Source organism: Agrobacterium sp. T29, assembly GCF_006970545.1.
GTDB lineage: Bacteria > Pseudomonadota > Alphaproteobacteria > Rhizobiales > Rhizobiaceae > Agrobacterium > Agrobacterium leguminum.
This window is the reverse complement of record NZ_CP040640.1, coordinates 1330322-1343746: the sequence shown is the minus strand read 5'-3', so window position 1 is coordinate 1343746 and position 13425 is coordinate 1330322. Positions and strand designations below refer to the sequence as shown.

General features: G+C 55.7%; 6 protein-coding genes, 1 pseudogene and 1 other annotated feature. Of the genes and pseudogenes, 1 reads left to right on the top strand and 6 read right to left on the bottom strand.

The features are described 5' to 3' along the window. Positions 1-516: 516 nt before the first annotated feature. The 4 genes from FGF54_RS06765 to FGF54_RS06750 all read right to left on the bottom strand — a co-directional run bounded on the left by FGF54_RS06765 (position 517) and on the right by FGF54_RS06750 (position 2550). A complete protein-coding gene (locus FGF54_RS06765; protein ID WP_142779265.1) occupies positions 517-846 on the bottom strand; it encodes a hypothetical protein in 330 nt (109 codons plus the stop codon). Between the two features lie 8 nt (positions 847-854). After that, entirely contained in the window at positions 855-1307 is a 453-nt protein-coding gene (locus FGF54_RS06760) for an immunity 8 family protein (protein ID WP_142779264.1), read from the bottom strand. Positions 1308-1798: 491 nt separating this feature from the next. Continuing rightward, a complete protein-coding gene (locus FGF54_RS06755) occupies positions 1799-2080 on the bottom strand; it encodes a hypothetical protein (RefSeq protein WP_142779263.1) in 282 nt (93 codons plus the stop codon). 32 nt (positions 2081-2112) lie between these two features. Further along, positions 2113-2550, bottom strand: a complete 438-nt coding sequence (locus FGF54_RS06750; RefSeq protein WP_142779262.1) for a hypothetical protein — start codon at positions 2548-2550, stop codon at positions 2113-2115. Positions 2551-2576: 26 nt separating this feature from the next. Between FGF54_RS06750 and FGF54_RS06745 the strand changes: the two are divergent. Next, positions 2577-3726 (top strand): annotated as a pseudogene (locus tag FGF54_RS06745) (IS3 family transposase). Beyond that, positions 2804-2920, top strand: a sequence feature (AL1L pseudoknot). (Overlaps the previous pseudogene by 117 nt.) Positions 3727-4156: 430 nt before the next feature. Here FGF54_RS06745 and FGF54_RS06740 read toward each other — a convergent pair. Both FGF54_RS06740 and FGF54_RS06735 read right to left on the bottom strand, forming a co-directional pair. After that, positions 4157-4678, bottom strand: a complete 522-nt coding sequence (locus FGF54_RS06740; protein WP_142779261.1) for a DUF2247 family protein — start codon at positions 4676-4678, stop codon at positions 4157-4159. A 2-nt stretch (positions 4679-4680) separates the two neighbouring features. Continuing rightward, positions 4681-13407 (bottom strand): hemagglutinin repeat-containing protein, encoded by an 8727-nt coding sequence (locus FGF54_RS06735; RefSeq protein WP_142779260.1) that lies wholly within the window; start codon positions 13405-13407, stop codon positions 4681-4683. Positions 13408-13425: the final 18 nt, after the last annotated feature.

Below are 13425 nucleotides of genomic sequence, written 5' to 3'. Positions count from 1 at the left end.
ACAGGGAGAGCTGCAGGCCGAAGGAAGATGATTTGTCCTTGGCATAGACCTCCTGTAGCCAGATTGACAGCAGTCAGTCCCGCCGTAAGTCCATTGTCTGCATTGGCAAGAGCTGCGGAGTTCGCCGCGGGATTGATATCACCAATACCCGAAAGGATTTGCTTGTAGCGCATTGGTCAATTGGCAAGCGTTTCCGTCTGACCGCCAGAATGAGAAGAAACTATTTAAAGTCCTCGGGTATTTTCTCAAGCTGATCACACAAATCCCAATTCTGGGGTTTCAACCTGGGACTAAACCACTTGCATTTTTCATTTTCGATCCAGTGCTTTCGAATATCGATGCAATTCTCGGGGCTGGTATCTCCATAGCCGAACTGAACTCCACAGCAGGGGCAAATTTCATAGGATGGTGTCTCTCCGTTCTCTCCCCATATGGGATACCTTAGATTATATCCGCACACTCGGCAGAAATTTTTCTCATCATTGTGCACTGTGATAACCTGACGGCTAAGTACGGTTATACATTTCCATCCGGCAAGATATCCAATATATCTCTAGCCAATATTCCAGCATCCCTCCAGAATTGGCTTCTATTAATAACATCGTAGTTCGACATGCCATCTATTTCGCCACCTCGCTCCTTCAAAAGAGTAAACAGTCGCTCAATTTTTAAATAGAGTTCTGTTCCGCGATCAACAGACATGAGTTTTTTTCCAGCCCAATAAAGGGCATCATCAACCAATTCGTCGACAACAACGTAGTTATCTTTGTCGCCACAAATAACAAAGCGCTCTTGATACTCTTTCGATGACAATCGAAACAAAGCACGAGCAAACGGACCACTCATGGTTCCTCCTAAGGCGCATTTGGGTTGCCAGCTATGGGTATATGGCCATGATTGCTCTGTAGGAACCTAAAAGGGAAAAAGAAGCAGCAAGTAATATAGCTCGTGGCACGGTAAGGCTCGTAGTCTTCAAACTCCCAAAACATATAACGAGCTAAAATGCTAGCAATCTCATCCCAGTTTTCCCCGGATGCCCGGTCTACTATTTCTTCCACAGCTCGTTTGATTGCGTACTCATCGTACTGGTTTACGAACAAGACATGCCGAGCAAACGTTGGAGACTGCGCACGGTTCGCCTGAAACCACCTAGGAGAACAAACTTCGAAGCTAAAAATATCTCCTCCTGTGCCTCCTTCCACTCCAATGGTAGCGTCCATCCCAATACAGAAATCAAAGGGATCTTCTGGCCAGTAGTTGGCTAACTCTCCGCCAACCATCGAATAAAATCTTATTTCAGCTTTCATGGTATAACATCCACGTGCCTATTTGCGCCCCATTTTTATTGCCCGGGAAGTCGTTGCTCGAAATTCGCCTGGAATTTCCCTAGCTTATCCCTATAGCTTGGAGATCGAAACGCGCTCAATCCATCAGCACTTTCGTAAAAGCCCGTCGAAGTAACGCGATATCCAGGTCCCACCCAAGCTTCACCCATTGCCATCGTTTGCCGTGTATCAAACGTACCCATGCCAAAGTTTATCTTTCCCTTGCCCTGCAAAGCGAGCGAAGCCCAATTGGCAGCCTCACGTAGAGCACCATTGAGTTGTGGCCAATCTGCTGTGGGTATCGATGTTACACTTGTTCCGTTGAAGGTCTGTGCTCTTTTGGCCAAACCAGCCGCCACTCCGGCACCAAGCCCAAGGACCGCAGCCGGCCTTTATGACGATATCGCCACCAGCCGTCAGCTCGGAAATCTGGCTAAGAGGAGAAGCCTATTGTAGCTATCACAAGAAGGCCATTACGCAATATTTTCTGTATCAATTTCTCTAACATGAGCCATCAATACTTCATTCCTATTTGTACCTGTCCAAATCCGATCACAATTAGGGCACCGCAAAACACTTTCCATCCCTGATTTTACTGCAGAGACAAATGCGTCCATTCGCATATCGCGAGCTAGACCTTTCATATTTTGAATGTCGCTTATTAGCGCTTCCGCTAGATCATATAACTCTACATCGACCACCCTAGATTGCGTGATGTATTGTTCGTATGGTTCCACTCCGCTTTTCAAAAGCATGGTGTATCCGCAACGGCACTTAAAGGAACCCATTACCGCCTCCCAATTAGGTCCAAGACCATTGATCTATTGAACTGATAAACCTCAGATCCCTTCTGAAAAAGCAAAAGCGAGTTTTGTGGAACATTCGGTTTCATCAAGGTTCTGACGGCAACACTATACATATCTACATTCGAGTAATTTTTCGGAAGCTGCACCATGACGGTATCTGCTTGGTGGCCCAACTTTTTCTCAATGGCGCTTGATATTGACCTTGGTTTCAAAATCTCCGGAGAATAAACATCAAGTCGCCCAAAACCTTGAACTTCAAAATCTGCGATCCGGCCTATCCCATCGCCACCTAAGTCGCGCTGCAGAATCTTCACATCATATCCAAGCATAGTAAGCTTGTGAACCGCACCGGGTTTGCCGGAGGCTCCAACTTCTGAGAAAGTGGAGCCGACATGAGCAAGACAACGAACAGTTTTCACCCGAAGTCCGCGAACGTGCGATCCGCATGGTGCTGGATCACGAGGCAGAGCATCCATCGCGATGGGCTACCGTTTCATCTATCGCGGCCAAGATTGGCTGCTCACCTGCCACGCTGCACGAATGGGTGAAGAAGAGCGAGGTCGACAGCGGCAAACGAGCGGGCCTGCCGAGCGATGCGGCCGAGAAGATGAAGGCTCTTGAGCGGGAGAACCGCGAGCTTCGTCAGGCCAACGAGATTTTGCGCAAGGCATCTGCTTATTTCGCGATGGCGGAGCTCAACCGTCCCTTCAAACGATGATCTCGTTCATCGATGAGCACCGTAGCGTGTTCGGGGTCGAGCCGATCTGCAGGCTTTTGCCGATTGCCCCGTCAACCTACTACGAGAACGTCGCCAAGCGCTTGGATGTGGACCGCCTGTCGGTTCGCGCCCGCAGCGATATCGGCCTGAAGATCGAGATACGCCGGGTGATTAATGAGAACTTCCAGGTCTATGGCGTGCGCAAGGTCTGGCGGCAATTGCGGCGGGAGGGCTTTGACACCGCCCGCTGCACTGTTGCTCGGCTTATGAGGGCAATGGGGCTGCAGGGCATCATTCGTGGCAAGCCGATTCGTACGACGATCAGTGACAAGACCGGCCCATGCCCGCTCGACCGGGTGAACCGACACTTCTTCGCGCCTGCGCCGAACATGCTCTGGCTTTCTGATTTCACGTATGTGGCGACCTGGCAGGGCTTCGTTTACGTCGCGTTCGTGATCGATGCCTTCGCTCGCCGCATCGTCGGTTGCGAGCAAGCCGGACTGCCCATGCGGGCTTCGTTCTCGATGCCCTCGACCAGGCACTGCATGATCGGCGGCCCGTCCATCGTGGCGGGCTGGTTCATCATTCCGACCGCGGATCGCAATATGTGTCCATTCGCTATTCCGAACGGCTGGCGGAAGCTGGCATCGCGCCGTCTGTCGGGAGTGTCGGCGACAGTTATGACAACGCTCTCGCCGAAACGATCAATGGTCTTTACAAGGCCGAGGTCATCCATCGGCGAGGACCGTGGCGAAACTTCGAAGCCGTGGAGTTCGCCACGCTGGAATGGGTCGACTGGTTCAACAACCGTCGCCTTCTGGAGCCCATCGGCAACATACCGCCAGCCGAGGCCGAAGAACGGTATTCATCTTCTTGAATTTCTGACTCATCGCCAAGATGTCGCTCGACAGTGGACGGAGCTGCCGAGGCTCTTTCTGCCTTGAGTTTCGCAAACCATGCGAGTGCGGCGTCAACCTCAACCCGCCCTTTAAGTTCACGCTTGGCAATGTCGCAAACTACGGACTTAGCGACGCAACTTCAGCGCAATGTGAGAAATCTCGACGGCTGCTTCATCGGACGCTCCCCTTCGGCGGCGGAGCCATCCAGAGTTTCGTGTTCGATGTCATCTCGTCCGACAGCCGAAATCATCGCCGTCCCGATCCGGCGAGACGATTGGGAAACCGGGAACGCTCGTTCCACACCATGCGAAGCACTGAGCGAATCTGGGTCAAAACATCATCGATTTGCTGGGTTGCATAGCAAAACTGCTGATGTGGTTGGACTCGTGAGTAAACTCCTGCGTCCAATCAGCTACTTTGCTTCCCAAGTGAGGTCAGTGTTTCTTTCTCTTGGTTCAAATAATTCTCCCATTTCATCAGCAATCGCGACCTGTTCTCTTCCAATGAATGAGATGTGGGATCATATCCATCCTTGGGCGGCATATAAGGAACAAACTCGTCCATGCAGGCGGGGTAATCGAAGTCAGCATAAACTTCCTCTATGCAGGAAAAAACATCGCTGTAAGCGGACCTGTGGTTGAATAAATAGGACAAGGCAATAAAAAGCCACTTCCGCTTTGAATCGAATCCAGTATCAGGTAAATTAGAAGATGCTAATGTGACCAAGAGAGCGGTAATGTTACTTTCATTCTCAAACTCTTGAAGCGCGAGTGAAATTTCCTCTTCAGAGTAACTGCCTGACTGGATCCGGGATTCCGCAAATTGAATTGCGAAACGTTCATCTATTAGACCAAAATTAACCGCCCACTGGATGTCTATCCAGTTCAATTTGATGAAAGGGCCGACAGAACTAAATTCTAATTTCATCATGATTATGGTTTCACTCGTTGATTTGGTGCGCCATTGATTACTCCTCCTTCGATGAACCTTTGATGGGTTACACCTTTACCTGATTGAAATATATACTCAAATATTCCGCTCTTTCCGTTATATTCAGCTTTGGTTTGCAAGAGCGTTCGCTTTACGCCATCCCCTCCAACTAATTCGAAGACCTTTCCAGTCATCAACTGTTCTGCAGTCGCAAAACTAGCGGCTCGATGCGAACTATCAGCTTTCAGACCACTTCCGATCCGCGGCGCACCTAGTATCATGTCAGCAATGGGACGGCCAACAACGTGACCGACGATCCCCCCAACGACGGAGCCAGGAGCAATCCCTACTGTGACAATTCCGGCTCCCAAAGCGGCGGTGGCCGCCTGCTGATCCGCTAAGGACAACTTCTCAAAACTACCGTCGCCTGCCATCCAGGCGCGAATACCGCGATTGACGCGCGTACGCTCCTCGTCGCTCGTTTGCTGGAAGCGGTCCCGACCGGCCGCCACGGCGTCTCCCATGCCAAGGCTGTCAGCCAGTGCACTGAGAGCCGGCATCATACGCGCCCAGGTATTCCCCCCCAGATCGGAGGCATCGCCCATGGCCAGCAATTGATATTGAAGTGTGGAAATCATGCCCCAGGCCGAATCCGGGTCGGCCTGTGCGATTTTAGCGACATCATAGAGCTGGGAGCCCCAGTTTATGCTTTCATCGTTGAGGTTCTTGATGAGCTTCGCATCAACGGCCTTGGCAATCTGGATTGCATTGGCGCGGGCCACGGCAAGATAGGCATCGGCCCTGTAGCGGCTTTCGTCACTGATGGCGCTGGTGTTCGTTTGCAGATAATTTTCAATGTAGCCGAAGGCATCGAATGAGCCGCCCTGAATGGTCCAGGCAATGGCGCAATCAAGTGCGGCCTGGATTGCAGCATCGATGTTCGTCTGGGGTTGGAGCAGAGTAACAAGCGAGGAATCGATGAAACTCTGTACCTTGTCAGGTGAAAGCTTGCTAAGTTCATTTAGCGGCACTCCGCACGGACTTGAGCCGTAACCGTTGATTCCGCAGTCCGTGACGATCTTGAGCTGATTGTCCTTCTTGTCGAAGAACAGTTGCTCGCCCGCCGCTGTAAGATAGAGAATCTGAGAGATCTCTTCCTTGGTCTTCTCACCAGACGCAATTGCCGCAGACAGATTGTTCCGTTTCACGAGTTGGTCGTGAAACTCCTGCGAGGCCACATAGTTCTGCAGCTCTGCTCCAGTCAGCCCGCGCACGATAGCGTCACGATAGAGATCGACGGCTTCCGGCCCCTGCGCCGCGACAGTTTCGGGAATTGCCGCGTTCTGTGCCCGCTGATAGCTCTGAATCTTCTTCAGATTATCGCCAAACTCGATCAGGTTCTGCACATCAAGCTCACCAGACAGCTTGGTGTAGTCGTCCTTCGTGATCTCCTGATACTTCGAGGCATCCTTATTGATGGAAGCCAGAAGCTGCTCGGCGGTCGCCTTGTCCGCTTCCGTTCCGGCGACACCGTCCTTGTCCGCATCGCGAATGATGACGTTCAGATCACCGGACGCATCGAGCGTCGTGCGGGTCTCGCCCTGCTTGTCCTTTTTCTCATAGGAAAAACCGACGGAATTAAGCCCACCGCCGCTCATGCCGATAGATCCGCCGACATTCTTGTACTGGTCGGTATCCTTCAGGTCGGCCACCGTCAGCGTGCCGGTATCGAGGCTGATATCGCCATCGGTCGCCTGAAGCAGCGCGCCAACCAACGTGGTGTCTTCGGCAACCTTGATGTCGATGCCCTGTGCCGCGACAATCCCCGAGCCGGAGGACCATGCCTTGAAACCGTCCTCCTTCGAGCCGCGAACGCTCCAGTCGGCGGGGTTCACGCCAACCGTCAGGCCGAAGGAAAAGCCGTCGCGCCAGCCCTGAGCCTGCGGCGAGAGGATGGTGAGATCGCGCCCGACATCCAGATCTACCGTCCTGCCGATGATGTTGCCGCCCAGAAGCGCCGTATCGCGGCCCGATGTGAGCGAGACATTGCCGGCGGCAGTGATTGAAGCGTTCGTCAGCGTTTCGTCATAGCCCTTCGACTTGCCGATATCGAAGCCGATCGAGGACAGGGAGAGCTGTAGGCCGAAGGAGGACGATTTGTCTTTTGCGTAATCGACAAGTGCGGCCATGAGGATATCGCGGCCGGCATCGATGGTGACATCGCCGCCGGAGACCATCTTCGTGCCCTGATCCAGAATGACGTCCAGCCCGGCCTTCATGACGATATCGCCGCCAGCCTTCAGTTCGGAAATCTGGCTCTCACTCCAGCGCTGTTCGCTCTTCCAGACGGACAGGTTGATGCCGACAGTCTTCGCTATCGAACCTGCCGTAATTTGCCCCGTTCCGGGATCTCTGAAAGATTTGAGGGGATCGAGTGCGGAACCAACCACACCGCCTTTGCTGGGTCCGAGGGTAGCGTCCACAGCACCGCCGAAAACGGAAGCTCCGGTGGTCGCCAGATTGACGGCAGCCAGCCCAGCCGCAAGTCCATTGTCGGCATTGGCGAGCGTTGCAAGTTTGGCTGTCAGCGGATTGATGCCGGCAAGGCCGGAAAGGATCTGGCCGCCGGAGCCACCCTTCAGCGCGGCATCTATGCCGGCCGATCCCGGGAAGCTCAGCCCGACGTAAAAACCTTTCTCCGTGAAATAAAGCGCATCCTGCGCCGCTTCCAGCCGGATCGTGTCATCGGTCTTCATCAGAAGGTCGTTGACGGCAGCGATCTTCACGCCCGTACCGGTGATCGGACCCTTGGCGTTGAGCGAGACGTCATTGCCCGAAAGCCGGGTGACGGTCGTATCGACATCGTTCCACGCCTGCTTGACCGAGCCCCAGCCCAGACCCTTGAAACCCCATTCCTTGTAGCGGTTCTCGACTTCCTCACTGACGGCACCCATGTCGATTTTGCCGGTGGCGTCGATCGAGAGCTTGTCGAAGGCGCTGACCAGCGCGCCGTTCAGAAGAACATCGCCAGGAGCGGTTCCCTTCGCGCACAGGCTGCCGCCATCGCATACGCCGTAGCCGGCAAGGATCGAGACATCGCCAACCAGCGACTGGGCGCTGGCCTCGGCTGTGGTGATCTCGTTGCGCAGCACCGTAATGCCCGACAGGAAACCGCGCTTCTTGTAATCTTCAGCGACGAAACTGTCCTTCAGCGTCTCGAAGGTTACATCGCGACCGGCCGCCAGCAGCATGTCGGTGACGGAGCCGAGTGTACCGCCGCTATTGACGATATCCCGGTCGGCGATGACGGTCAGATCCCGTCCGGCCGTGATGGATGCAACATTATAATCGGTGCGCAGGGTGCCGCAGGCCTTGCCGACACAACCGTCCTGTGAATCGACGGTGCGGGTGTATCGCTCTGTTTCGTTGATCAGCGAGCCGCCGATCCTGAGGTCGATATCGCCCGCCGAGGCAAGCGTGCCGCCCCGGTTCAGGAGATCGCCGTCGGTCGCCATGAACAGCGTGCCCGCCGAAATCAGGCCGCTGTCCCCGCGTCCTCCGGCAAGTGCACGGTCACGCTCATCGAGGTCGATCAGACGCTGGTTAAGGATAGAGGAGGCGGAAATCGAGGCGAGCCCGGAGGCTACGATCGCACCGCTGTTGTTGAGCTTGCCGTCGATATCGATCAGGAGATCATCGGCAGCGATCAGGCCGGCGCCGCGTCCGCCACGCAACAGTTCATCCTGCGAGGGCAGGTAAAGGCGCGGGACGAGCACGGGCTTGCCGTCGATGATACGGGTTTCATGCCATACGATCGGCTTTTCGAGGGCAGCGCGCTGCGCCTCGGTCAAGGCCACGCCGTATTGCGCGCCGGTGCTCGCCGCGAATTCCGCCGCATTGCGGTAAAGCTGCTCCCGTTGCTCTTCCACAGAGAGGGAAGGATCGACGACCAGATGCGTACCAGCCTGCTGGCGGGCCGCCTCGGCCAGGGCCTTCGCCTCTGCGACCGGATCCGCATAGAAGGTGAGCGCCGCGCCATCTATGCGCGCCGAGCCGAGCAGGCGTGCAGCTTCGGCCGAGCCGGTAACGCGCACGAGGTTACCGAAATCGGAGGCGTTGACGCTGTGGAGATTGCGCGCTTCGAAAGCCCCGAGGTCAAGAGGCGGAACCGAGACATCATCGAGCACAAAGTTGACGATGCCCAACTGGCCTGCAGCACCGCCAATAGCCGAACCGACATTGCCACTGATGCCAACAGGCGTCGTGCCGCTATAATTGCCGAAACCGGAACCATCGATACCGCCGGGCGTGCCGAGGCCGTTTTGCAATTCTCCGGCCTCGATGGACACGAGGCTTCCGGAAAGCGTACCGCGATTGGTGATCGCGGCGCCGCCATCGATCATCAGAGAGCCGCCGGACTTTATCATGGAGCCGACACCGACCGTGGCGGTTCCGACATATGTTTTCGTGGCGTTGCCGTAGGGTCCACTTCCGACCTCGGCCATACGGCTGCCGATCATGATCACGTCGGGGATGTTGTTCGGATCGATACCGAGTGCAGCCAGATCAAGCAGACTTGCCGCGTCCGCGTATTCGATGACCTGGACGGCGCCTCCGTTGATGACGCCATCCTTGTATTTCTGTTTGCCCGAATAGGTGATCGTCACCGGAGACTTGCCCTTGGAAATGACAATCATCCGGTTGCCGCCTTCAGCGCGTTCGGCAAGCGCCGGGTCCTTGAAAATGGCGGGGTTGAATTGTGCCACGAGCCATCGCGGATCGGCACCGACCGGGGCATGAAACTTGCCCGACCCGCTATCCATGAAGCTGCGGACACCGCCCCATTGCACGCGATAGTGATCGACATTGCTGGTGACCATATCGTTGAGGATACGGTTCACGTCGATGGAGAGGTCCTTGACCGCGAGGATACGGCCTTCGCGGTTTTCAAGAGCATCACCTGAAATCGCCATGTTTGCGCCCGCGCGAATCGTGCCGGGCAATCGAACGCGAACAATCCCGGAGAACTCGTCGCGCGTGGCAGTCATCGTTCCCCAGTACCGCGCGGGGCTGCTGGTGCGCTCGGTCGCATAGAGGATGCTGAGGTCACCGAGCTGGTAATAGTCCTGCGCGCTGTCCGTACCATCCAATGCGGTATTGATCAGTGCCGTCGCCTTGATCTGCATGTCGGCGCCGCTTTCGATGCGGGCCGATGCGTTCGTCAGCGTTGCCAGGACCTCGATAGCAAGATTGCCGCCGGCGAATATACGGCCGAGGCTGTTATCGAGATTGCCACGAACCTCGAGGATCATGTTACCGCTGGACTTGATTGCGGCATTGGTCCCGACATTGGCGAGCGATGCGGTCTGGGCTTTCAATCCTGCCCCGGCATGAATCAGCGCTTCGTTTGTCAGCAGGCCGCCAACCACAACGTTCAGTGTTCCGGGTGTCAGGATCGAACCAAGATTGTACAGGTTTCCACTGACACTGGTCTCTATCGCGCCGGCATCGATTTTACCTGTGGCGCTGTTGACAAGATTGCCCTTGATATCGAGGCCCAGCTTGCCGGCGACGCTAAGCAGCCCTGCATTCGTGAAGGACGATCCAAGGATGAGATCGAGATTGCGGGCCACCAGACGGGCAGACGAAGAACCGGGAATATAGCTGTAAGTCTGCAGACGCAGGTTTCCACCGGCCTCGATTGATCCGCTGTTACCAAGGCTCGCGGTCGCTGAAAGCAGGGCACCGTTGGCCGAAACGATCTGCCCGAGATTGGAGAGAGTTCCGGAGAGGTTTACGGTCAGTTCGCCAACGGGTACGAGGCCATTTTCTGTCTGGCGTGTCGAACCGGCATAGATACGCCCCGTCTGCTGGTTATCGAGCTTCTCAGCCGAAACTGAAAGTCCCTCGCGACCTTGCAGAAGACCAGAGTTCAACAAGGTAGTGTCTGCCGAAAGCGTTAGCGCGCGATTGGAAGCGATTGAACCTGCATTGTTGGCGATACCGCGCGAGGCGAGAACGGTTATGTCGCCGTTGCTGGCGATACTTGACCCGGAACCACTGTTGATCAGATCGGCTACAGTCAGTTCCAGATCGCCGGCGGCATGGATAAAACCGCTATTGGCAAGAAGGCCGGAAACGGTGGCACTCAGCGTTGTTTCGGAAACGAGTTTGCCGAGATTGATGAGATCACCAACGACCTTCGTCTCAATCACCTTGGCGACGATTTCGCCGCTTGCCTCATTTCGCGCACCCTGTGCCGCTTGCAGAGTCAGCGCTCCAGGCGTGGCGATCAGACCCGCATTGCGTAAGGATCCAGACAGGATGATATTTGCGTTTGCCGCAACCAGCTCTGCGGCAGGAGAATTCGAAACGTAGGAAACGGCTTCAAGGCGCAGCGTGGATGACCTCGCCTGGACGATACCATCGTTGAGGACAGTTCCCGCAGTGACAATACCGAACGTCTCTCCACTGACCATCTGACCAAGATTGCTCAGGTCTCCAGCATCCAGCTTGATGTCTATCCGTCCTGCATGGATCTTGCCGGTTTCGAGATTGGTCAGTGCCGAGGCTGTAACTCCAAGGTCAGACCGTCCGAGCAGCAGGCCAGCATTGATGAGAGAGCCGGATGCGGCGATTTCGAAGCTTCCATTGGCCTGGAGAGTGCCGAACAGGTTGGCGAGGTGACTGGACGTGATCGAAAGATTTCCATGTGTTCCGATCAATGCTGTTGCGCCAGAGTTGAGGATATCAGCCGCCACGAGAGTGAGGTCTGCATTGGAGCTGATCGTACCGGTGTTCGTGATCGCGCCACCGGCGCTGATATCGACGGTCTCGAGTGCGCTAATCGCTCCGTTGTTGCGGAGCTCGCTTCCGAGGATCAGCACTGCCATCCGGGCAGCCAATTGAGCCCCCTGCGAGTTGGCGATATAATTTACGGCATCGAGTTCAAGTTCACCTGCTGCGGTGATCTTTCCGTTATTTGTTACGCTTCCGTCAGAAAGAAGCGTAAGCGTCGTTTCGGAAAGGAGACTTCCCAAGTTGGTGAGATTGCCTGCGGTCGTTATCCTGAGCGTCCCGGCCTTGATGACACCCGTTGCATCAACGATAGCCTGCTGAGCGTTGATCGCGAGTTGGCCGCTTGAAAGGAGTACGCCGGCATTCCTGAAGTTGCGGACATCGAACAGGTGGTCGCCCGTCGTGAACACACCGGTGTTCGAAATCGCGAGATCCCGGAATGCCATCGCAAGCGCGGGATAGCCCGCGGTATCGATTCGGGTGCCGATGGTGAGCTGTTCAGCCGCATTGATGAAGACGGGAGACGTCTTTTTGAACTGGGTGCCATCACCGATCTCGACATTGGTTGCCGTGATCGAACCCTGGTTTTCCGGTTCGAGCCAAGTCGAGGTCAGCACCACGTCCTTCGCCCTGATGTCGATGTTCGGCGCAACAAGGGTCGCCGTGTCGGTGGCAAGTTTGTCTGTCGCGCGCAGGTTCATATTGCCGACGCTGGCGATAATGCCGGACAGAGAGGCGCTGCTGCCCGCATCCACCGTCATAGCACCGCCGGATTTGAGAACAGCAGCGGAAACGATGTCAGCACTCGCAACGATGGAAAGGCCGCGCCCGCCTTCTACGGTCGCCGTATCGAGCAATGAGACATCTCGGGCAGTGATGGAGATTTCTCCCTGGGCCGCGAGATCGCGCGCAATCTGAAGCGCGCCTGCTGCACGAAGGTCGGCGTTGCCGACCACACCGCCCGACACCAACTGGATTTGACCGGCGGAGACGAGCGAAAGCGCACCCGGCAGGAGTGCGCCATTGGCATCGAGCATACCGAGAGCCTGTATATTGCCAGCCAGCGAAATACCTGTGTTCAGATCGCTGGAAAGGGCCGCAATCGATGCCGCGCGTACAACGCCTGCCGCGCTCGAAACGATTCCCTGGCCCACGGGATCGCCGGCGATGGTCGTCGTTTTGTCCGTCGAACCGTCAGTACGATTGGAGCCGGCCTTGAGGTCGATACGACCCCGCGCATCGATCAGGCCATCGATCCGGATTGATTTTGCATCAAGCCGGATCTCGTCCGGCGACTGGCCGTCGGCAGCCGAAACACCGGTACCGGAAATGGTGATGTCGCCGGATCTGGTTTCCAGCCCTACCGTGCCGGCATTGTAGTCGATAAGCGGCGTTCCAGTGGTCAGCGTCGCGCGACCGGTGTTGATAAATCCGCACCCCATGCAATCGATGCCATTGGGATTGGCCACGATCACATCAGCCTTCGAACCAAAAACCTCGGTCACGCCATTGAGGTTGGAACGTCTGCTGCCTGTCACTTCGTTGACGATGATCTTGGCGGAGCTGCCACCGACAAGATTGGGATTGGATTCAACCTTGCCGCCGATGATCGAGGTTCCGCCAAGCCCGGAATTGTTCAGGATCAGTCCGCGCGTATCGATATTGTACTCGCGCAACTTGTTATGGCTGACACCGCCGCTCGACGGCTTGACGATGTTCAGCGTCGGCGTTCCATTGCCCGAAGACGTCACATTTGGACGAAACTCAATTGGTGCGGTCGGATCTGTGATGACCTGCGCGCTGGCGGGTGCAAATGAACTGGCGATCGTCGTCAGCACGAGGCTGACCGACGTCACCAATGCGGTCGCCTTCTTGACCAGCTTGCCCGGTCTGGACTTGCGGATCAGCGCTTTGACCATCATCGTTTTCATTCGGATACTCCCACCAGC

Excerpts from the sequence above, each read along its gene's own strand:
- FGF54_RS06765 (WP_142779265.1), bottom strand. The coding sequence starts at position 846 with ATGAGTGGTCCGTTTGCTCGTGCTTTGTTTCGATTGTCATCGAAAGAG.
- FGF54_RS06760 (WP_142779264.1), bottom strand. The coding sequence starts at position 1,307 with ATGAAAGCTGAAATAAGATTTTATTCGATGGTTGGCGGAGAGTTAGCC.
- FGF54_RS06755 (WP_142779263.1), bottom strand. The coding sequence starts at position 2,080 with ATGCTTTTGAAAAGCGGAGTGGAACCATACGAACAATACATCACGCAA.
- FGF54_RS06740 (WP_142779261.1), bottom strand. The coding sequence starts at position 4,678 with ATGATGAAATTAGAATTTAGTTCTGTCGGCCCTTTCATCAAATTGAAC.
- FGF54_RS06735 (WP_142779260.1), bottom strand. The coding sequence starts at position 13,407 with ATGAAAACGATGATGGTCAAAGCGCTGATCCGCAAGTCCAGACCGGGC.